Raw genomic sequence first — 19,631 nt, forward strand, 5'->3', positions numbered from 1 at the left:
GGCAAGCACGCCACTCATCGCTGGCAGGACAATTTTTTGCCCGCCCAGGAAACCAAATGGATCGATCCCAGTCTCAGGAAGTGTCCCGTAAACCTTTGCGGATCAAGGACCTATATCGTGATGACCCGCCTTGCAAGCTTTTCGCTGATTGCCGCCATCCCGCTGACTGCTGGCTGCCACAGCCATCGCTACCATGACGACGACGATGGCTGGCGTGATCGCGACCGTGGCCATGGCCACCATCATCGGCATGACCGTGACGATGACGACGACCGTCAATACCGCGGTGACCGCTACTACCGCTGAAGCGTCTTTGCAACCCTGACCCGCCGCCCGCTGCGCGGCACCTTAAACTGATGATTCCTTTTGAGGTTCGTACCATGCGTCTGACTCTGCCTTCCCTTGCCCTCGGCCTGCTGCTGTGCCAGGGCGCTTTCGCCGGTGACGGTACCGCCGCCATTGGCGGTGGCCTGGGTGGTGTACTGGGTAACGTTGTCGGCCAACAGATCGGCGGCAGCACAGGCGCTGCCATCGGCGCCGGTGTCGGCGGCGCTGCCGGCAGTGCGGTAGGCGCTCGCAAGGGCAACCGCACCGAGGCTGCCATCGGCGGTGGCCTGGGTTCTGCGGGCGGTTCGCTGCTCGGTGGCAAAGTCGGCGGTTCTGCCGGCTCCACCATTGGTGCCGGCCTGGGTGGCGCGGCCGGTGGTGCCATCGGTAACCACATGGGCGACAACAACGGCAAGAAGCACCACCGTCACCGTCACTGATCCAAGTGATAAACAGGGGCCGCATAGCGGCCCCTTTTGCGTCTTAAACCCTGCAACACATCAACACACCCTTCATCCCAAGCTGGCACACTGGCTGCTAATGTCTACCGTGCCCCTGTGTGAAGGAACACCCCCTCCCCATGAACCACGAGCTGCTCTGGGTCCTCGGCCTGCTGGCCATCGTCGTCGTCCTCTTCATCATCAACCGCCCGCGCATGGACGTGGTCGCCCTCATGGTGATCCTCGCCCTGCCGTTATCGGGCATCCTCACGGTGGAACAGGCGCTGGCCGGTTTCAGCGACCCCAACGTGGTACTGATCGCTGCCCTGTTCGTGATCGGCGAAGGCCTGGTACGCACCGGCATTGCCTACCGCATCGGCGAATGGATGAGCGAACGCGCCGGCAACAGTGAGGCGCGCTTGCTGGTACTGCTGATGGTGGCGGTGGCGGGCCTGGGGTCGGTGATGAGTTCTACGGGAGTGGTGGCGATCTTCATCCCGGTGGTGCTGAGCATCGCCGCACGCCTCAAGCTCTCGCCCAGCCGCCTGATGATGCCGCTGAGCTTTGCCGGCCTGATCAGCGGCATGCTCAGCCTGGTGGCCACGCCGCCCAACGTGGTGGTGCACAGCGAACTGGTGCGCCATGGCGAACAGGGCTTCAACTTCTTCAGCTTTACCCCGTTCGGCCTGGTGGTGCTGGTGCTGGGCATCGGCTACATGCTGCTCACCCGCCACTGGCTCAACGGCGAAGTGCGCAAGGACGGCCGGGTGGAAACCCGCCGCACGTTGCTTGACCTGGTACTGGACTACAAGCTCAGCGGTCGCGAGCGGCGCCTGCGCATCCGCCCGCACTCACCGCTGATTGGCCACACCCTGGGCGAGCTGGAGCTGCGTACAAAGCATGGCGCCAACGTGATCGGCATCGAGCGCCAGCATAAATTCAGCACACGGGTGATCACCGCCGACTCCAATACCGTGCTGCACCAGGGCGACGTGCTGCTGCTCGACCTGTTCGCCAACCGCGACGACCTGCGCAGCCTGTGCCAGACCATGCAACTGGAGCCGCTGCATTTCAAGGCGGCCTACTTCATCGATCAGTCGCAGGAACTGGGCATGGCCGAAGTGTCGCTGCCACCCGGCTCGCAGCTGATCGGCAAGAGCATCCTCGAGCTGGCGTTCCGCACCCGTTTCGACCTCAACGTGGTCGGCTTGCGCCGCGATCAGGTGGCCATCGAAGAGCAACTGGTGGAAGAAAAGCTGCGCCTGGGCGATACCCTGCTGGTGGTCGGGCCCTGGAAAGCCGTGCGTCAACTGCAGAGCAAACCGCACGACTTTCTGGTGTTGAGCTTGCCCGCCGAGATCGACCAGGTCGCCCCGGCCCGCACGCGTGCGCCGCAGGCCTTGTTGAGCCTGGCGGTGATGGTCGGGCTGATGGTCAGCGGCGCGGTGCCCAATGTGATCGCCGCGCTGATCGGCTGCCTGCTGATGGGCGCAGGCCGGTGCATCGACATGAACAGCGCCTACCGGGCAATCCATTGGCAGAGCCTGGTACTGATCGTCGGCATGCTGCCGTTCGCCCAGGCCCTGCAAAAAACCGGCGGCATCGACTTGGCCGTGACCGGGCTGGTCAGTGTGCTGGGCGGGGCCGGCCCCAGTGCCATTCTTGCCTGCCTGTTTGCCGTGACGGCGGTGATCGGCCTGTTCATTTCCAACACCGCCACTGCCGTGCTGATGGCGCCGGTGGCAATCAGCACGGCCACGCAACTGGGCATGTCGCCCTACCCCTTCGCCATGACCGTGGCCCTCGCCGCATCGGCTGCGTTCATGACGCCCGTCTCGTCACCGGTCAACACCCTGGTGCTGGGCCCGGGGCAATACCGGTTCGGTGATTTCGTCAAAGTCGGCGTGCCATTCACCTTGCTGGTGATGCTGGTGACTGTGGTGATGGTCCCGTGGTTCTTTGGCTTGTAAGGAAATCGACTGGGGATAGCGGCAATTTGGCATTATCTTGCAGGATCGCGGCAGATTGACATCAAGTACCCTGTCGAAACACACTGACACGTAATTGCCCCAGGTGCTTCAAGCCGTTGTCCTGGATTTCGTTTCCGCTTGCCGGTCGAGTTCATGGTTTTTCCAGCCCAATCGCGCTTGTTGCCCTATGTCGCGCTGCTTTGCCTCACGTTTGCCCTGACCCTCGGCGGCATCCTGGCACGTCCCATCGAGTCCCTCTCCCTGTTCTGGCCGGTGAATGCGGTATTGGTCGGCGTGCTGTTGCGCTACCCCCGCCAGGCCAACGCCCTCGGCTTCATGCTGGTGTGGCTGGCCATGGTGCTGGCAGACCTGCTGTGCGGCAGCGCCTGGAAGCCGGCGTTGTGGTTCAACCTGTGCAACCTCGGCATGGTGTTCACCGTGTGGCAGTTGTTGTCACGCGTGCCGCGCCTGCACCGACGCATGCGCAGCCCGCATGGCGTACTCAGTGTGTTTGCCGCATGCGCCGCTGGCGCGATGGTTGCCGCGAGCATGGCCTCGGTGATGGCCGCACCGTGGTTCGAGCAATCGCTGCAGGCCACCTGGCTGGCCTGGTTCAGTGAACAATTCTCGACCAGTATACTGGTGCTGCCGGTGCTGCTGACGGCGCCCTCGGTGCGGGCAATGGTGCGCAGTGGCGCCCAGGCAGTGCGTTTGCCGCCGCTGCTGGTGCTGCTTGGCTCGCTGGCCTTCAGCATCGCCTTCGGTGGGCCGGGGGCGATTGCCTTCCCGATCGCCGCCCTGCTGTGGTGTGCCTGGACCTACCCGCCGTTTCTGGTCTCGATGCTGACGCTCACCGCCGGCAGCACCCTCATCGTCGCAGTCGCGCAAAACCTCATGCACTTCAGCGTGCCGCAGAGCGAACCCGGGGTCACCACCCTGATGTCGGCGCGCTTGGGCATCGCCATGCTGGTGCTCGGGCCGCTGGTGGTGGCCTGCGTCAGCCAGGCCAATCGCAGCCTCATGGCACGCCTGGCGCACCAGGCCACCATCGACCACCTGACCGGGGTGCTGACCCGCAGCGCGTTCACCCGCCGCGCCAATGCACTGCTCGATAGCCGCCAGCAACATGCCCAAGCGCTGCCGCTGACGTTGATGATGCTGGATATCGATCACTTCAAGGCGATCAACGACGCGCATGGCCACGCAATCGGTGACCAGGTACTGCGCCAGTTCGCCCGCACCCTGCAAGACCAGTTGCACGAAGGCGAGCTGTTCGCGCGCATGGGCGGCGAGGAGTTCGTCGTGATCCTCCCAGGCCTTGCGCCAGATCGCGCCAAATTCACTGCCGAACGCCTGCGCCGGGCCGTACAGGACCTGCACGTGGTGCACGCCGACCATCGCCTGCAGATCACCGTGAGCATCGGCCTGGACGGCTGCGCCGCCGACACCCCGGCGCCGAGCCTGGACGAGCTACTGGCGCGCGCTGACCAGGCGCTGTACCGGGCCAAGGCGCATGGCCGCAACCGCGTCGAACAGGCCGAGGCACAGCGCCAGGTGGTCTGACTCAACCGGCCAGCAAATCCCAGGACAACTTGGCAATCAGTACGCACAGCAAAATCAGGAACAGCCCGCGCACGAAACCTGCGCCCTTGCGCACCGCCAGCCAGGTGCCGGTCAACGCACCGAGGATGTTGCAGGCCGCCATGGGCAAGGCGATGGCATACAGCACGTTGCCCGACGGCACGAAGAACACCAGCGCCGCCAAGTTGGTGGCGATGTTCACCACCTTGGCCGAAGCCGAGGCGTGCAGGAAGTCCAAGGCAAAAAAACGAATGAACAGAAAGATCAGGAAGCTGCCGGTCCCTGGCCCGAACAGGCCGTCGTAAAAACCGATGGCCCCGCCGATCAACACCGCCAGGCATTGCTCCTTGCGGCCGATCTGCGTGGGCTTGTGCAACGTGCCGAAGTCCTTTTTGCAGAACGTGTAGATCGCCATCAGCACGATCATCACCAGTACGGCGGGGCGCATCACGCTGGGCGGCACCAGCGATACCGTGGCGGCGCCGGCAAACGACATGACAAAGGCACTGAGCGCCGCCGGCACGATCAGCCCCCAGTCCAATGTGACCTTGCGGATGAACGAGCGGGCCGCAAAGGCAGTGCCGCACACCGAGGCCAGTTTGTTGGTGCCCAGCAAGGCAGCCGGTTGCGCGGTGGGCAGCACGTTGAACAGCGCCGGGATCTGAATAAGCCCGCCACCGCCTACGGCGGCATCGATCAACCCGGCGGCAAAGGCGAACACAGAAAGTACAGCGATATCCATCATGACGCGACTCCAGGCAGTAAGACAGGCTGCAAGGCTAATCAAAGTGCCGCGCTTGTGTTGAAATGCCACATTGCGAAAACTGCAATGAGGAGCAGGCAATGGCCTTGGACATGCTGCGGGAGATTCAGGCGTTCGTCAGTGTCGCCCACAAGCGCAGCTTCGTCGCTGCGGCACGCGCCCTAGGGCGTTCACCCAGCGCGGTAACCCGAGCGGTGCAAACGCTGGAGGACAACGCCGGCAGTAAACTGCTCAACCGCAACGCCAACGCGGTGACCCTGACCGAAGCTGGCGAGCGCCTGCTCCCCCATGCCGAACGCTTGCTGGATGTGCAACGTGATGCAGTCGACGAGTTGGCCGCGCTAAGCGGTAGCGCCCAAGGCTGGATCCGTTTCGCCGTGCCGCAATTGCTGGGTGAGCATGTATTGCCCCGGGTACTCGCTGAGTTTTCCCAGCGTCATCCACAGGTGACCTTGGACGTGCAGTACAGCGATGCCGCCCTGGACCCGCTGCTGGACAAGTTTGACTTCGTGGTACGCGGTGCCTTTCCGCAATCCAGCGAACTGATCGGCTATCCGCTGTGGGGTTACCAGCGCCATCTTTATGCGAGCCCGGCTTACCTGGCCAGGGCCGGCAACCCGCAACACCCAGAAGACCTGGAACACCACGCACTGATTCTGCATACCGCCCCACGCATACTCAAAGCCTGGCATTTTTGCCGAGATGGCCTGATCACCAACATGCGCCCGACGCCACGGCTTCGGCTGGATTCCGGCGATGCGGTGTACCACAGCACACTGGCCGGGGCCGGTATCGCCCGCCTGGCGGCCTGGGTGGGCGAAACTCAGGTCAAGGCCGGGCGCCTGGTGCGGGTGTGCCCGCAATACCGCTTGACCTCAAGCACCGGCCAAGACCCGCAAATGCACGCGCTGTACCCGGCCGGCGAGTTGCCCGCGCGGGTTCGTGAACTGCTGCAGGCCCTGCGCCGCGCCGGCCTGTCGGCGTGACGGCGAGGACTCAAAAGGACTGTTCAAATTCTGCTCAATTTAACAGAGCCCGCTTCCGGCTTGGCTTGCAGCATTTTATCCACAGACCTACCCACGTTTTTTGTGGACAGATTTCCCAGCGCAAAGAACGACTTATCGCACATGCAGCAACGCTGTATTGGCCAGCCTGACCAACTCGATCCACTCAAGCGTGCTGATCTCACCCGCCTGTTCCAATACGCCCGCGCTGCGCAGTGCCTCGTCGTACGCGTCCTCATCGAGCGTGCCTTCAGCGAGAAAACGGCTACGCCACTCCAGCATGGCTGAAGTGCCTTTCTTGCATTCCATGTGTGTTTCGACTCCAAGGCAAAAGACCGGCCCATCAACGTGGGCCGCAGGACGGCGGCGGGAGATTACACGAGCCATTCGCACTTGAGAATTACTTGCAGGTACCACTGATCAGTCATGGTGAATGAACGGAGTAGCCGAGGGCGCAGGCGGGTGGGCCCATCTGGCGAATCAGACGGGCCGCGAAGGGAGGAGTCGGGTGAAAGTCAGCTTGGCGGAATGGTGCCCAAAATACCTATCAGAATGGTCAGGAGCAGAAAACCACCCAGGAACAGCGTCAGCTTGCCCATCGGAACCTCTACAGTGTGATGCGGGGATGGGCCTATTGTCGGTCCATGGCTGATACGGTTACAGATGCAGGTTTGTAGAAAAAAAGCGGATCAGATGCCAGTGATCAGCACAGCGGCGCGACCCACCTCAACTCAATTGCTCCAGTTTTGCCAGCGGCAACCAACCGAACTCATCATCGTCATGGCGCCGACACCACATCCAGCCATTGAGCGAGCGCACCTTCTGCACCAGTTGCCCGGGGTCGGCATCCAGCTCATGGGCCGAGTAGTGATCAAGCGCCCTGCCTTTCTCCACACTGAACCGCTCGATCAATTGCGCCGGCACCCACCCCGGCTCCTGCCCAGGGCATGAACACAAGTACCAGTCCTGCCAGCCCGGCTCGCCTTCATAGCGCGGGCCGATATCCAGCAGCGTGCCCTTGGCAAAACGAATCGGCCTTGGGTATTCGCTGCGGTGGCGCTCGATCACGACGTAATGCATAGGGCCTCTCCTTGGCCTGGGGAAAATTATCGATCGTAGCAGAAGCGGTCTGACACGCTGCGACGGCGTGGTTGTATCTTTATGTGTACAAACTGAGACCTGATACACAAGAACGTTTCCTACAGCTAAATCGGACATACCCTCGATACAGAGGTCCTCTTTACTGGCTTGCATCAACCCATACCTATGGCCTTGCCAAGGAGATGCACGATGCTTGCCCACCCCTCGACACCTTCAAGCCACCCAACACGCCGCATCCGCCACCTCCTCGCCTGTGCCCTTCTTCCCCTTGGCCTGATGGCGACTGCCGCCTGTTCGGCTGCGTCAGCACCGGCTCAGGCAACGGCCACCCCAGCGGAGCGCTTCGGCCCACTCAAGCACGTTGAAGCTGGCGTTCTCGATGTGGCCTATGTCGAGCAAGGCCCAGCCGATGGCCCTGTGGTCATCTTGCTGCATGGGTGGCCCTACGACATTCACAGTTTCGAGGCGGTGGCACCGAAGCTCGCCGCAAAAGGCTACCGCGTGCTCGTGCCGTACGTACGGGGCTATGGGCAGACCCGCTTCCTTTCAGCGCAGACCCTACGCAATGCCCAGCCCTCGGCCCTGGCCAGCGACGTCATCGCCTTCATGGACGCCCTTCACATCCAGCACGCCGTACTCGCCGGTTTCGACTGGGGCGCCCGTACTGCCGACATCGTCTCGGCCCTGTGGCCCGAGCGGGTCAAAGCACTGGTGTCAGTCAGTGGCTACCTGATCAGCAGCCAGGAAGCCGCCAAGGCGCCGCTCCCGCCCAGTGCCGAACTGCAATGGTGGTACCAGTACTACTTCGCCACCGAGCGCGGCCAAGCCGGTTATGACAAGAACCGCCATGCGTTCGCCAAGCTGATCTGGCAAACCGCCTCACCCAAGTGGGCCTTCGATGACACCACCTTCGAGCGCAGTGCCAAGGCGCTGGACAACCCCGATCAGGTTGCCATCACCGTGCACAACTACCGCTGGCGCTTGGGGCTGGCACAGGGCGAGGCCCGCTACGCCCCACTGGAAGCGAAACTGGCCACCTTCCCCAGCATCAGTGTGCCGACCATTACCTTGGAAGGTGATGCCAACGGAGCACCGCACCCACCGGCAGAAAGCTATGCACAACGCTTCACCGGCAAGTACGCGTACCGCCTGATCAGTGGCGGCATTGGCCACAACCTGCCCCAAGAAGCCCCCGATGCGTTCGCTCAAGCAGTGATCGACGCGGACCACCTGTAGTCACCGACGTGTTTCCCGCGTCAGCAGCCCCTACTTCAGGGGCTGTAATTGCTACATAAGGTTTCACAACGTTCGGTGGCCTTGCTTTACACCGCTGCGGGCGACGGCGCGACCGAAATTGCTCAAAACCCTTGAGCCCGGGGCGTTGAGGACCATCTGCAGCACACGATTTGAAACGGTCAGATGCGAAGTTTGTAGGATCTTTACCCGTGCATCGTAGGAGAAATCCAAGCAGTGGCATTTCCCTGTATGAAACATCAGTTTCATCGGCAAAATCGAGCTGCTACGGTCCCATTTTCCTACAACGGCACGGATGCCCACCGCATGAGAAAAGCATGGACCCGTTCGACGCCTCGGCCCTGAAACTGCAAAAAAACCTGCTCAACCTGCGACAGTCGCGTGATCGATTTAGAAAGGAGGGCTATGACAAGGAAGCCGATGACCTTGAGAAGTCGATCGCGCGAATAGAGGCGGTGTTGAGCAAGATGGCGGGCACGGTCAAACCACCGACCTTGCAGTAGCCCCTGTTCAGCCAGCGGCCAGCGCATGAGTGATTTGTAGCGTCTGCGCGGGTAAGCTCTTTGCTCATGCCTTCGAACGGGAATAGGGAAATGAGCGTTGACTGGCACGCAGGGCCGATCACCAGAAGCACCCCGCTGGACAAACACTACCGGAGCACGCAAAAAGTTCGACGGTTCCTGACGGATGAGTGCGGAAGCGCATTCAAGTTTGATCGCGCCTTCATGGCCTGGATCAAGAGCGGCGAGCCGTTGACGATGGGCGACGTGGCTGACGGGTGGATACGTACCCATCTTTGAATTTGGCGCGCTGAGGGTGAGGGGTTAACTCAAGCTGGATGTACTCGGTAACGTGCAGTAATACACCGAACCCAGGCGGGGTGAGTTACCGAGATAATATCCATCGATGATGCAGGGCCACTCCCTCAATGGCCTGATGAACAATGGACTGGTCAGGACGCTTTATCGATGACGAGCTGGAACGCTTTCTATGAGCGCACGGACAAACGTGCCCCCTCCCCACTGCTCAGTTACGCGATTGACCACGTCAAAGATCAATACCCACGCCACGCAGTCGACCTGGGGTGCGGCGCCGGCAATGAGGCTTGGCAACTCATCCAGGCAGGCTGGCAGGTTCTGGCAATCGACAAAGAACCTGAAGCCATCGCCAGGACGATCCGCAAGTGCTCATCGAGCGACGCCCGCATGCTCGACGCGAAAGTCGCAGACTTTGAGCACCTCACCGAGTTGCCTGCCTCGAACTTGATCCACGCCGGCCTTTCCCTGCCTTTTTGCCACCCTGGCCGATTCGATTACCTCTGGAGCCAGGTGCGCGATGCACTACTGCCAGGTGGCGCCTTCGTGGGCCATTTCTTCGGCCTGAGGCACAGCTGGGCGAGCCAAGTGCAGATGTCATTTCAAAGCGTGGAAGACGTTCGGCGGCTTTCAGAAGGGCTTGAGGTTATCCTGTTGCGTGAAACGGAATCCCCTATGATCATCGATTCTGAATCCGTGAATTGGCATCGGATCGATGTGATCGTGCGCAAGGTGCATTCCGCCGAGGCTGACCAAGCCTAATGACCCGAACCGTATGCCCTTTACGCCTTTTGTCGTTCTCTGCTGGAAGCCCTAATGAATAAATTGATCCTGCCTGTCGCCATCTTCTTTAGCGTACTCATCGCTGGGAAGGCCTCCGAGCATTTCGGGCTGGAGGGCAGCTGGAAAATCGGCTTGCTCTGCGTTGTAGCGGCTGCCGTGCAGATCGCCGTGACCCGTGTCCAGCGCCGGCAACAGCAAAAAGTATAACGCTGCCCTCTGACGGAACCGCCCTAGCCCGCCTTGGCGGGCTTTGCTTTGCCCGTTGAAATCAGAATCGATATCCCCGGTTCGCGAGAGCAAACAAAAGGGAATTGGCCTCACCATCAACCCAACTGTCTGCCTCAGCACCCGCACAGCCGGATGATCGCGGATCCGTGGGGTGTGCTACTACAAACTGGAAGGCAGCAGTATGAATGCCCATACGATGGCGGCTGGCCACAGCCATGATGCGTGAGCTTATCACCGTGAACTTAGTCTACCTGGCGATCTGTACGTTCATTTCTCGATGACGCCCACTGCTTTACGCATGGGCTTCATCGCAACCGAACGCGACTCTACCCAGCTAGTCCTTCCTAATATAGCCTGCCGTTAACTGCAGACCACAGACGCTCGGGGGCCACTAACAATCCCTGTAAATCAAAACAGCGAAAGCGGGTAGTTAATGATTAGGCGGTTTTCATTGAAACTAGTATTAGTCCCCCACGCTCGACGCAGTGTCGAATTTCGCCATTTGACGTTCAGGTCTTTAAGTGCGCCAGATTGAAAAACATAAGCCAGTTCACTCTCCCTGCCCCACTCCTTGGCGTCAGTCTCAGTACCCACATGGATACCGCTTCCCTTGATGTACCGGTTCATAAGGGTCAGCCCGGGCACACCCAGTACCGTGAAATTATAATCATGTCGCAACTGCCAAGAGCGCTCATTAGCATTTTCGTAGCTAGAGTTAAAGCTGTCATTGGCCAGTGAGCCACCCGACGTGCCGTTAACTTTCATCCAACCATCCTGACCAGAGACCTTTTGCAACCCGATATAAAATGTGTTTGCACCATACTTGGCGAAAAACAAACCAGATCCTGTACGGTTATCAAGATCTCCCGCCAGAGATCGCCCCTCATCCTTACCAGTGAACCATTGTAAATTGGCACCCAGCGTCCAGTCGCCAACGGATTGGCTATGGGTGAGCTGCACCATCTGCTGACTATAGATATCTTTCAACTCAGCCCCCCACACGCCGAGCATCGTCCGCTTGTCATTGAACGTATACTCGCCACCCAGGAAGTTGAACCGATCAGAGGTAACGCCCGGTTTCTGCGCGAGGAACATATCCTCCATGCTGGCATCATTTCGCGGGCTGTTAGCACGGAATTGCCCGCCGTAGAGGGTAACATTTTCGATTTCTCGAGAAGTAATCTGTGCACCGCGGAACGTCTGGGGTAACGACCGGCCGTCATCTGAACGCAAGATTGGCAGCGTGGGCATCCATTCGCCGACCTTGAGCTCTGTAGAAGAGAACCGCGCTTTACCTGCAATTGCCAAACGCCCGTAATCATCGGCCGCGCGGCCATCGTCATGAATGGGCAGCAATTGTGTTCCTCGGGTGCCACGCCCACTGTCTAACTTCACGGCGAACAGCCCCAGGGCGTCAACGCCAAAGCCCACCGGCCCCTGGGTAAAGCCCGACTTATAATTCATGATAAAAGCTTGACTCCACTCTTCTGCTTTGCCTTGAGTGGCAGAGTCGCTTACAAAGTTACGGTTAATGTAAAAATTACGTAGCGCCAGCGCAGCAGTTGAATCCCCTATAAATCCAGCCTCGGTTGCCTGCACGCAGACTACCGTACTGAGAAGCGGCAGAACAAAAAATACCTTTGCGTTATTGTAAATATATTCGGATGCGCGGATTTTCATTTTTTATTATTTCCATCACAGACATTTAATATAAACGCAGCTTGTCACGCCGAGCATTCATTCAACGAGGTTTTGTACAACGCTTTCTATTAATTGACGCCCCCTTCAAGCAGAGGGTTCTTCCGTTTTCTATGAATAGCGCAAGCCTGCATGACCTCAGGCTTATTACTGCGCCTCCGTGGCGCAGCGCGTGGCTAAGAGCGGCGCGCTATTCTTGCGACTCCAGCAGACGGCGACGGCCGAGCCCGTTAATTCGTGAGCGCAGGCCAAACTCCCGGTACCCTCTGTAAAGTCAAAAAATGAGCACGCCAGAGACACAGCGCATGACACTTGGCGAGGCGCGCCCAGAAGAGGAAAACGATCAAGCACTACCTGCAGTGTCGCTGCAGGTCAGCAAATCTCAACCCGCGCTGGAAGGTGTCTTGCAGCGGGTGTATTCCAGTTGGTAAAGCGTGGTGGCGAGCTGCTGCTCAGGGTCGTCCAGCAGGTTGCTCAACTCCGCGACCAGTCGCTCTCTGATATGTCCGACATAGTCAGCCGCGCAACCTTCGATCATGATGATCCAGGATGGAATTTCAGTGCCCTCTGATCGGGCCTTCTTCTCCGCAGTCTCAACCTTGCTGACGGCTTCATCAGCGGTGCAGAAGTGGACACCGGTGATCCCTTGTGCATCGACCAGCGGGGGCAACATTCGATCGCGCAATGCTTGCAGAACGTCCGTGTAGCGCTCGACGGCGACATTGAAGCGCAGGGTCACCAAATAAGCGCCATTACCCACACCGGCCGTGTAATGAACGTCGCAAATCGATCGAGCGACATTACGGTATGACTGCACGACTTTCTGTGTCCATGGCGTCGGCGCATTTAGGCGAGCCAGGTAATCTGGCCCCCCCAGCACCTCGACAGAATCAGCCTCGTACAGATTGAAATAAGCAGGCCCAGCATCGAGCGCGATGTATCGTCGCCCCCGCTGAAATCCCGGAATCGCCGCGCGCTCTGGCATGTGTTCACGGTTATGCCATTCGTAGAACTCATCCCGCGCGTCGGGCACAAGATCATGCCAAATTGCAACCACACCTGTTCCTGCAAAGCTCATGTCTCATTCTCCGGCATTAATCAACGTTAGGATGACGGCCCGCAACCCAGGCAGCTCCCATTTCCGCTACATACGGCACTACCGCCTGAGACTGTTCGCCCAGCCCTGTGCCCCCTACGCGCATGACGTCACCCGCCTTGAGAAACACATTTGGTTTCTGTCCAAGCCCAACACCTGGTGGTGTCCCGGTGATAATCACATCACCCGGCATGAGCGGCATGAAACGGCTCAGGTAAGAAACGATGTGCGCGACACTGAAAATCATGGTCCGAGTGTTACCGTTCTGATAACGCTTGCCGTTCACTTCCAGCCAGAGGTCGAGGTTCTGCGGATCGGCGATTTCATCGCGAGTCACCAACCAAGGGCCAAGTGGCGCGAAGGAAAAGCTGCTCTTACCCTTGGTCCATTGCCCTTCGTACTCAAGCTGATAGGCACGTTCGGAGACATCGTTAGCCAGGCAGTATCCGGCCACATGATCCAGCGCCTTGCTTTCTTCTACGTGCCAGGCGGGTGAACCAATCACGATGGCCAGTTCAACTTCCCAGTCGAGCTTCTTCGAATCACCCGGCAGAATCACAGGATCGTTTGCACCGCTGATAGAGCCTGTGTGTTTATTGAATACAACTGGCTGGCTCGGAATAGGCGTGTTGGTCTCGGCGGCGTGGTCAGAATAATTGAGACCGATGCAGATCAGGTTCGGCACACTGCCCACACACGGCCCTAGACGCGATCCAGCAGGCGCGAACGGCAGACGCTCAATGTCGACACCGCGCAGCTTCTCGATGCTGGACGGCGACAGCGCCGCTGCATCGATATCATCGACGATGCCAGTGAGATCCCTGACCTGTCCTTGAGCATCCAAAATCCCAGGCAGTTCTTGTCCAGGCAAACCGAAACGAACCAAGCGCATACGTTACTCCTCAAGCGTTGAAAAAAAGACAGACAGTGAACCTGCCTCGCCGAACTGGATGTCCAGCGGCTGGTGAGTGGGAACTTCGAGTACCCCTGCATAGGAGCCGGTGATCACGACCTGACCCGCTTGCAGATCAATGCCCCGTGCAGAAAGAAAATTTGCAAGCCAGACGATCGGCGAGACGGGGTCTTGATCCGGGTGAGTGCCGGCAACGCTCACAGGCTCGACACCCGGATGACTAAGCGTTACATCAAGGTGAGTGGGCAAATTGTTCGAGGCTAGTGAAACGGCACGTGCCCCCAGGACTAGCCCATGGTTGAACAACCCATCAGCCAGCAACTGCTCAAACGTAACCTTTTGCGGATCGGTGTACCGACAGTCGATCACCTCCAGCGCAAGGTGTACCTGGCTGATAGAGCGCGTTATGTCGTCGGCCGTGTAAGGTGCCGCGCGGGCAGGAAGGCCGGCCCCTAACACGCATGCAAGCTCAGGTTCGATTCGCACTTTGGAAGTTGCGAAGCCCAGGGAGTATTGATCGCAGCTCACGATGCAATCGGTGTAGATGGGCGCGACTATCCACTTGCCAGGCTTGGGCAGTGCGCATTTCCATCCGCCCACTTTTTTCCCGGCCAGCACACCGACATGCTGCTGTATTTCGAAGCCTTGCTCTAGGCTCAGTGAAATCTCATTGCATGGCAGGGCATCTAATTTATTACCCGTTTGCCGTGCGTTCGCGAGGTGCGCGGCGGCTTGCAGAAGGATGGATTCAGGCGCATCGGCTGATTGACTGAACTTATCCATGTACTTCATCCCTGCACGCTGGATTGCCGAGGCCATACCGTACCGAGCTTGTTCGCAGCATCCTCGAGCAGTGCATGCAAATCCTCGTAGCGGTCTGGATGCATGCGCAACACCGGACCGGCGATACTCATGGTCCCGACCACAATTCCAGATGGGATGAGCCTCACCGGAACCGCGATTGCCCACACGCCGGCCTCAGCCTCTTCCACAACGAGTCCATAGCCCCGTGCTCTGGTCGCCGCCAAGTCGGAAAGTAAGCGTTCGACAGTATTGATAGCCCGAGGACCCTTGCCTGTACCCTGGTCTTTGCCCAGACCGTCGCGGATAGCAATCTCGACAACTTGCTCGTCAGGCATAGATGCAAGCCAGGCTTTGCCATTAGCGGTGGTGTACAGATTGATAGGCTGATCCATGGCGGGCGAGTACATCAACCCAGGTGCAGCGCCTTGAGCCGAGGCCAGCCAGGACAAGCCGCCCTCGCAGACGACAGTCAGGCGTACCAGCTCATGGGATAAAGACGCTACATTTTCAATGATCGGCTGAACAAGCTCCGGCAATCCGATGCCGTTCAGATAACGCTGCCCCAAAAGCGCCAATTTGAGTGTCAGACGGTATTGGGACGTCGCCTCATCCTGCTCGGCCCACCCTTGCTCCACCAACTGCGCAAGCACACGGTGCGCAGGCCCCTTTTCCATCCCCAATTCACCTGCAATATCGGACATTCGCATCCAGCGGGCCTCACGAGCCAGCAGCTCGATAGCCTCAAGGCAACGATCAACAGCACCTTTAACGACTCTCATGGGATTATTCTCAGCTGGTTTTGAGCAGCGCCAACAAAAAATGTCACGCCGTTCTATCTGGAACACAGTTACAATAGTAATCATCACGTGATCGTCAAGTCAACGCAAATACGTTCACTCGCTGGCCCGTCCCCTACTCCTTATCTATACCCGGCTCACTAGAAGTACAGCGATGAGGCTGCAACTCACGCTGGCGGGCCTACCGCTCCCATAAACAATGAATGGCTCGTGAACAGCCAGCCCAAGGGCTGGCCGACTCATGAACCTGAACCGTGCCAGCACGCTTGACAAAGGCAATGCGCGGGAACAACATTACAAATGGAACGACGTTACAATAACAAAATTACGGTACCGGAGACACTTCATGAGCCATGGCATCCCGAGCGATCCACACTCCAAGCGTCAGTCAAGGAAGGCCGCAGCTAGCGGCTGGATCGGCTCGGCGTTGGAGTACTACGACTTTTTCATCTATGCGACTGCCGCTGCCCTGCTTTTCCCGCAACTGTTTTTTCCAACGGACGATCCAACCGTAGGAATCATCGTTTCACTCGCTAGCTTCGGCGTTGGGTACATCGCACGACCCATAGGAGCAGTGGTGCTAGGGCACCTGGGTGACCGCCATGGCCGCAAGACAGTATTGGTCTACTGCATGTTCTTGATGGGCTTCTCGACCATGTGCATTGGCTTACTCCCAACCTACCAGCAGATCGGCGTGTGGGCTCCCGCAATACTGATTATCTTGCGCCTGATCCAAGGGTTCGCGGTTGCCGGTGAAGTGTCTTGCGCAAGCTCTATGACCATGGAGCATGCACCTGACGGGCGCCGTGGTTACTTCGCAAGCTTCACCCTTCAAGGGGTGCAAGCCGGGCAACTGCTCGCGGCGGCGGTTTTCCTGCCGCTCGCCCAATTCATGCCTGCGGATGACTTTGCGTCATGGGGCTGGCGAATTCCCTTCTTGCTTAGCGCTGTGGTGCTTGTGGTCGGATGGATCATCCGCCGCGAAGTACATGAGGCCCCAGTCTTCGCGGAGGCGCGAGCACAGGACAAGCCTCGTAAATTGCCAGTAGTCGAGGTACTCACCGAAAGCTGGAAGGATGTGTTGCGTGTCATCTGCATGGCACTCTCTGCAGTACTTGCAATCCTCGCCTCCGTGTTCGGCGCCACCTATGCAGTCCAGCCAGCTTACGGTATTGGTTTTCCCTCCGGCTTGTTCATGTGGATTCCTGTCCTGGGCAATTTGTGCGCTGTGATACTTATCCCATTCGTCGGTAAACTCTCTGACAAAATTGGCCGTCGCCCCCCGGTGATCGTGGGCGTGCTCTGCGGCGGTCTCTTGTCGTTTGGGTACCTCTATGCAATCAGTATCCACAATCTCTGGCTGTCTTTGATTCTCTCGCTTCTGATGTGGGGCGTGGCCTACCAAGGTTTCAATGGTGTTTTCCCAAGCATGTTCCCTGAGTTGTTCCGCACACGGGTACGCGTCACTGGTATGGCCATCGGTCAAAACATCGGCGTGGCATGCACTGCGTTTCTACCAGCCCTGTTCGTATCGGTTGCGCCGCCTGGCACCGAAAATATCCCTCTGAAAATTGGAGCGCTGACTTTCGGTATCTGTGCCATCTGCGCCATTGCGGCGTTTACTACCCGCGAAACGTTCCGTATTCGTCTGAGCGAACTGGGTGACCCCAACGCTGTGCCAATGTCGAAAGAGGAGTACGAACTGCTGCGGGAAAAATCCAATCCCAGATCGAGCACTAGCACCCCCAATCAAGCGCTCAAAAATCAACTCCAGTGATGCCCGACTGACAACCAGCCCCATCACTCTCAACGTGTTGCGCAGTTGCTCTGCGCAGCACGTTAAGCACCCCGGCGATAAACGTGTGCGCCGCCAGCAACAAAGTCCAACAGCTGCGAGCTGGCAATTGGCGTGCCCCCGTCAACTACAGTAGGTTCACATGCATCCACTCATCACCGGCACAACGCGCATCTATGGATTGATAGGTGATCCGCTCAAGAGCGCCAAATCCCCGATGCTGCTGAATAGGCTATTCGCCGAAGCACAGTCTGACGCCGTCTGCATTCCATTGGAGGTCGGTACGCAGGGCCTGGCCGAGTTCGTAAAAGGCGCGCGCACAATCCGCAACCTCGCTGGACTACTGGTCACCATGCCGCACAAGCAAACCATGCTTGAAGTCGTAGACATTCTTCACCCTACCGCGCGCCAGATCGGCGCAATCAATGTGGTTCGCTGCGACAAGGACGGTCGCTGGGAGGGAGCTGTGTTCGATGGGCTCGGCTGCGTACTGGGCATGCAGCGTCAGGGTGTTTCTCTACACGGGAAATCAGTTCTCCTGGTCGGAGCTGGGGGCTCGGGAAGGGCCATCGCTTTCGCCGTTGCCGCTGCTGGCGCTCGCTCACTGACCATTTCAGATTTGGATCCGCTCCGCGCCGCTGACTTGGCGCAAAACGCTGGCAAAGAAGGGGCGTGCAACGTACAAGCAGGGCCTCCAGACCCTACAGGTCATGACATCGTTATCAATGCTACCCCGCTTGGCATGAACCCTGATGATCCGATGCCAATAGAAGCAGCGCGCCTGAACCCAGCTACGGTGGTGGTCGACATCATCACTCGAGCCGAGCCGACCGCTTTATTAATTGAGGCACAATCACGCGGATGCAAAACCCTTGACGGCCAGCCCATGCACGTAGGCCAGGCCTTGCTGGCTCTTAGTTTCTTGGGTTTTGAAGACATCGAGCGCCGTTACTCGACGGGATTGTAGCCTCCCATACCCCTCCCTTGACTGCCAGCCCGCACCCTCTTCATCACTCCAATCAGAACATTCCACGATGCGCATGCTTTCGGCATGCGCGCACCCCTCACGCCGACTGCTATTGCTCCACAGCGCCCGATCAAAACGTAACTTACTTTCGTTCATAACAGGGTCGTGATAGGCTGTTTTGCAACCTCAAAAATGTAGCTTGCGCGCTATTCTTTCGCGGTTCGATCCGTAACCTCCATGGCACCGCAGGTTTGTCAAACATACTTATTTATAAAGGTGGATGTTTGAAAGTCGTTCTCCTAGAAGTCAGCCACTGGCACACCCCGCTCTATCTCGATGCGCTTGAGCGCTTGCCTGATGTAACGGTCACGGCGGTGTCCGACGCAACGGGGTCGCGGGGGCCCGCTCTCGCCCAGCGTTTCGGAGCGCAACTTTACGATCGCTGGGAAACCCTGCTGGAAAACGAGAAAGCTGATTTTGCCTTCGCCTTTGGCCCGCATGATGAGCTGTATGCCATGGGCGAGGCATTGATCGAGCAAAAGGTCCCCTTCGCGATGGAAAAGCCTTGCGGGCTAACCCAGCATGAGGTGCTGGACCTTTACCAACGCACCGAAGCCAACGGTCTATTCGTGGCGGTGCCGTTGATATGGAGGCACAGTGAATTACTGAACCGCCTAAAACAAGAAGCCAGGCAGAGTGAAGCCAAGTGGAGAACCCTGGCGTTTCGATTCAACGCTGGCCCGCCTGGACGCTACCTGGCTAACAGTTGCTCTTGGATGCTTGAGCCAAAACGATCGGGGGGCGGATGCACGATCAATCTCGCCCCTCATTTCGTCGATCTGGTTGAGGAAATCTCCGGAGAAGCGATTCGCAGCGTGTCGGCAGTGATGTATCGCGATTCGTTACTGACAGCAGTAGAGATCGGCTCGTTGATGACCCTGGTGACCGAGAGTGGCTGCATCTGCACTATCGAAACGGGGTACAATTATCCCGCCAATACACCCGAGCAGCGGGAGTATTCATTTTCAATGTCAACTGATCAGTTCTATGCGCGCTCTACCGCTGACGGCTTGCGGCTGGTCAACGCGGCCGGGCAGGCAAGTGAACTGCACATGAGCCTGAACTCTGACGTGTATTACGACAACTTCGTAACCGACATTCTCGCGCCTGACCGAGACGTTGCTTATACAGGCGCCGGGCTAGCAACCATGCACCGCGTCATGCGTATCATCGAGGCGGCCTATGAGTCAGATCGCCTGGGTGGCGCCCCCATCACCCTATAATGCCCTGACGCG

The 19,631-nt window shown here is 58.7% G+C and carries 21 protein-coding genes; 13 read left to right on the forward strand and 8 right to left on the reverse strand.

Annotation, left to right across the window (positions count from 1 at the left end; all coding sequences use genetic code 11):
• The first annotated feature begins 120 nt into the window (after positions 1-120).
• From OO306_RS04795 to OO306_RS04810, 4 genes are all read left to right on the forward strand, one after another.
• Positions 121-306 carry a hypothetical protein gene (locus OO306_RS04795; protein ID WP_265967891.1) on the forward strand — a complete coding sequence of 62 codons (186 nt, stop codon included), beginning with the start codon at positions 121-123 and terminating at the stop codon, positions 304-306.
• Positions 307-380: 74 nt separating this feature from the next.
• Entirely contained in the window at positions 381-767 is a 387-nt protein-coding gene (locus OO306_RS04800; protein ID WP_027592699.1) for a glycine zipper domain-containing protein, read from the forward strand.
• 140 nt (positions 768-907) lie between these two features.
• Entirely contained in the window at positions 908-2,737 is a 1,830-nt protein-coding gene (locus OO306_RS04805; protein ID WP_099428837.1) for an SLC13 family permease, read from the forward strand.
• A 138-nt stretch (positions 2,738-2,875) separates the two neighbouring features.
• Entirely contained in the window at positions 2,876-4,300 is a 1,425-nt protein-coding gene (locus tag OO306_RS04810; RefSeq protein ID WP_265967892.1) for a sensor domain-containing diguanylate cyclase, read from the forward strand.
• A gap of 1 nt (position 4,301) precedes the next feature.
• Here the strand turns inward: OO306_RS04810 and OO306_RS04815 are convergent, their stop codons facing one another.
• A complete protein-coding gene (locus OO306_RS04815) occupies positions 4,302-5,063 on the reverse strand; it encodes a TSUP family transporter (protein ID WP_027592702.1) in 762 nt (253 codons plus the stop codon).
• 98 nt (positions 5,064-5,161) lie between these two features.
• Here OO306_RS04815 and OO306_RS04820 point away from each other — a divergent pair, with 98 nt between their 5' ends.
• Complete coding sequence (locus OO306_RS04820) at positions 5,162-6,067, forward strand: LysR family transcriptional regulator (protein ID WP_265967893.1); 906 nt, start codon at positions 5,162-5,164, stop codon at positions 6,065-6,067.
• Between the two features lie 132 nt (positions 6,068-6,199).
• Here OO306_RS04820 and OO306_RS04825 read toward each other — a convergent pair whose 3' ends face one another.
• Both OO306_RS04825 and OO306_RS04830 read right to left on the reverse strand, forming a co-directional pair.
• Complete coding sequence (locus tag OO306_RS04825; RefSeq protein ID WP_027592704.1) at positions 6,200-6,394, reverse strand: hypothetical protein; 195 nt, start codon at positions 6,392-6,394, stop codon at positions 6,200-6,202.
• 417 nt (positions 6,395-6,811) lie between these two features.
• Positions 6,812-7,165, reverse strand: a complete 354-nt coding sequence (locus tag OO306_RS04830; RefSeq protein WP_085273059.1) for an SH3 domain-containing protein — start codon at positions 7,163-7,165, stop codon at positions 6,812-6,814.
• A 210-nt stretch (positions 7,166-7,375) separates the two neighbouring features.
• On the opposite strand from OO306_RS04830, the gene OO306_RS04835 reads away from it, so the two are divergent.
• The 5 genes from OO306_RS04835 (at position 7,376) to OO306_RS04855 (ending at position 10,245) form a co-directional block, all read left to right on the forward strand.
• Positions 7,376-8,422, forward strand: a complete 1,047-nt coding sequence (locus tag OO306_RS04835; RefSeq protein ID WP_238217273.1) for an alpha/beta fold hydrolase — start codon at positions 7,376-7,378, stop codon at positions 8,420-8,422.
• Between the two features lie 335 nt (positions 8,423-8,757).
• A complete protein-coding gene (locus OO306_RS04840; protein ID WP_186704073.1) occupies positions 8,758-8,943 on the forward strand; it encodes a hypothetical protein in 186 nt (61 codons plus the stop codon).
• 90 nt (positions 8,944-9,033) lie between these two features.
• On the forward strand, positions 9,034-9,240 hold the full coding sequence (locus OO306_RS04845) for a DUF6434 domain-containing protein (protein WP_027592708.1): 207 nt from the start codon (positions 9,034-9,036) through the stop codon (positions 9,238-9,240).
• 168 nt (positions 9,241-9,408) lie between these two features.
• Entirely contained in the window at positions 9,409-10,017 is a 609-nt protein-coding gene (locus tag OO306_RS04850) for a trans-aconitate 2-methyltransferase (protein ID WP_265967894.1), read from the forward strand.
• 54 nt (positions 10,018-10,071) lie between these two features.
• On the forward strand, positions 10,072-10,245 hold the full coding sequence (locus OO306_RS04855) for a hypothetical protein (protein ID WP_265967895.1): 174 nt from the start codon (positions 10,072-10,074) through the stop codon (positions 10,243-10,245).
• Between the two features lie 429 nt (positions 10,246-10,674).
• On the opposite strand, the gene OO306_RS04860 is transcribed toward OO306_RS04855, so the two are convergent.
• The 5 genes from OO306_RS04860 to OO306_RS04880 all read right to left on the reverse strand — a co-directional run bounded on the left by OO306_RS04860 (position 10,675) and on the right by OO306_RS04880 (position 15,640).
• Positions 10,675-11,946, reverse strand: a complete 1,272-nt coding sequence (locus OO306_RS04860; protein ID WP_265967896.1) for an OprD family porin — start codon at positions 11,944-11,946, stop codon at positions 10,675-10,677.
• Positions 11,947-12,346: 400 nt separating this feature from the next.
• Positions 12,347-13,042, reverse strand: coding sequence for a hypothetical protein (locus OO306_RS04865; protein ID WP_027592711.1), 696 nt, complete (start codon positions 13,040-13,042; stop codon positions 12,347-12,349).
• Positions 13,043-13,058: 16 nt separating this feature from the next.
• Positions 13,059-13,952: a fumarylacetoacetate hydrolase family protein gene (locus OO306_RS04870; RefSeq protein ID WP_099428828.1), complete on the reverse strand. Its 894-nt coding sequence runs from the start codon at positions 13,950-13,952 to the stop codon at positions 13,059-13,061.
• A gap of 3 nt (positions 13,953-13,955) precedes the next feature.
• Positions 13,956-14,756: a 2-keto-4-pentenoate hydratase gene (locus tag OO306_RS04875; protein ID WP_265967897.1), complete on the reverse strand. Its 801-nt coding sequence runs from the start codon at positions 14,754-14,756 to the stop codon at positions 13,956-13,958.
• Between the two features lie 5 nt (positions 14,757-14,761).
• Positions 14,762-15,640 carry an IclR family transcriptional regulator gene (locus tag OO306_RS04880; RefSeq protein ID WP_265967898.1) on the reverse strand — a complete coding sequence of 293 codons (879 nt, stop codon included), beginning with the start codon at positions 15,638-15,640 and terminating at the stop codon, positions 14,762-14,764.
• Positions 15,641-15,920: 280 nt separating this feature from the next.
• On the opposite strand from OO306_RS04880, the gene OO306_RS04885 reads away from it, so the two are divergent.
• From OO306_RS04885 to OO306_RS04895, 3 genes are all read left to right on the forward strand, one after another.
• The gene (locus tag OO306_RS04885) at positions 15,921-17,351 is read left to right on the forward strand and encodes an MFS transporter (protein ID WP_027592715.1); all 1,431 of its coding nucleotides are present in this window, start codon (positions 15,921-15,923) and stop codon (positions 17,349-17,351) included.
• A gap of 160 nt (positions 17,352-17,511) precedes the next feature.
• On the forward strand, positions 17,512-18,336 hold the full coding sequence (locus tag OO306_RS04890) for a shikimate dehydrogenase (RefSeq protein ID WP_265967899.1): 825 nt from the start codon (positions 17,512-17,514) through the stop codon (positions 18,334-18,336).
• Between the two features lie 284 nt (positions 18,337-18,620).
• Entirely contained in the window at positions 18,621-19,619 is a 999-nt protein-coding gene (locus tag OO306_RS04895) for a Gfo/Idh/MocA family protein (RefSeq protein WP_265967900.1), read from the forward strand.
• Positions 19,620-19,631 lie beyond the last annotated feature (12 nt).

The sequence above is a fragment of the Pseudomonas sp. DCB_AW genome (assembly GCF_026240895.1).
In the GTDB taxonomy this organism is placed as follows: domain Bacteria; phylum Pseudomonadota; class Gammaproteobacteria; order Pseudomonadales; family Pseudomonadaceae; genus Aquipseudomonas; species Aquipseudomonas kermanshahensis.

What these genes read in the sequence shown, in the direction of transcription:
- OO306_RS04835 (WP_238217273.1), top strand. Translation starts at nt 7,376, where the DNA reads ATGCTTGCCCACCCCTCGACACCTTCAAGCCACCCAACACGCCGCATC.
- OO306_RS04800 (WP_027592699.1), top strand. Translation starts at nt 381, where the DNA reads ATGCGTCTGACTCTGCCTTCCCTTGCCCTCGGCCTGCTGCTGTGCCAG.
- OO306_RS04830 (WP_085273059.1), bottom strand. Translation starts at nt 7,165, where the DNA reads ATGCATTACGTCGTGATCGAGCGCCACCGCAGCGAATACCCAAGGCCG.
- OO306_RS04815 (WP_027592702.1), bottom strand. Translation starts at nt 5,063, where the DNA reads ATGATGGATATCGCTGTACTTTCTGTGTTCGCCTTTGCCGCCGGGTTG.
- OO306_RS04825 (WP_027592704.1), bottom strand. Translation starts at nt 6,394, where the DNA reads ATGGAATGCAAGAAAGGCACTTCAGCCATGCTGGAGTGGCGTAGCCGT.
- OO306_RS04820 (WP_265967893.1), top strand. Translation starts at nt 5,162, where the DNA reads ATGGCCTTGGACATGCTGCGGGAGATTCAGGCGTTCGTCAGTGTCGCC.
- OO306_RS04805 (WP_099428837.1), top strand. Translation starts at nt 908, where the DNA reads ATGAACCACGAGCTGCTCTGGGTCCTCGGCCTGCTGGCCATCGTCGTC.
- OO306_RS04840 (WP_186704073.1), top strand. Translation starts at nt 8,758, where the DNA reads ATGGACCCGTTCGACGCCTCGGCCCTGAAACTGCAAAAAAACCTGCTC.
- OO306_RS04885 (WP_027592715.1), top strand. Translation starts at nt 15,921, where the DNA reads ATGAGCCATGGCATCCCGAGCGATCCACACTCCAAGCGTCAGTCAAGG.
- OO306_RS04860 (WP_265967896.1), bottom strand. Translation starts at nt 11,946, where the DNA reads ATGAAAATCCGCGCATCCGAATATATTTACAATAACGCAAAGGTATTT.
- OO306_RS04850 (WP_265967894.1), top strand. Translation starts at nt 9,409, where the DNA reads ATGACGAGCTGGAACGCTTTCTATGAGCGCACGGACAAACGTGCCCCC.
- OO306_RS04890 (WP_265967899.1), top strand. Translation starts at nt 17,512, where the DNA reads ATGCATCCACTCATCACCGGCACAACGCGCATCTATGGATTGATAGGT.
- OO306_RS04855 (WP_265967895.1), top strand. Translation starts at nt 10,072, where the DNA reads ATGAATAAATTGATCCTGCCTGTCGCCATCTTCTTTAGCGTACTCATC.
- OO306_RS04865 (WP_027592711.1), bottom strand. Translation starts at nt 13,042, where the DNA reads ATGAGCTTTGCAGGAACAGGTGTGGTTGCAATTTGGCATGATCTTGTG.
- OO306_RS04845 (WP_027592708.1), top strand. Translation starts at nt 9,034, where the DNA reads ATGAGCGTTGACTGGCACGCAGGGCCGATCACCAGAAGCACCCCGCTG.
- OO306_RS04880 (WP_265967898.1), bottom strand. Translation starts at nt 15,640, where the DNA reads ATGATTACTATTGTAACTGTGTTCCAGATAGAACGGCGTGACATTTTT.
- OO306_RS04870 (WP_099428828.1), bottom strand. Translation starts at nt 13,952, where the DNA reads ATGCGCTTGGTTCGTTTCGGTTTGCCTGGACAAGAACTGCCTGGGATT.
- OO306_RS04795 (WP_265967891.1), top strand. Translation starts at nt 121, where the DNA reads ATGACCCGCCTTGCAAGCTTTTCGCTGATTGCCGCCATCCCGCTGACT.
- OO306_RS04875 (WP_265967897.1), bottom strand. Translation starts at nt 14,756, where the DNA reads ATGGATAAGTTCAGTCAATCAGCCGATGCGCCTGAATCCATCCTTCTG.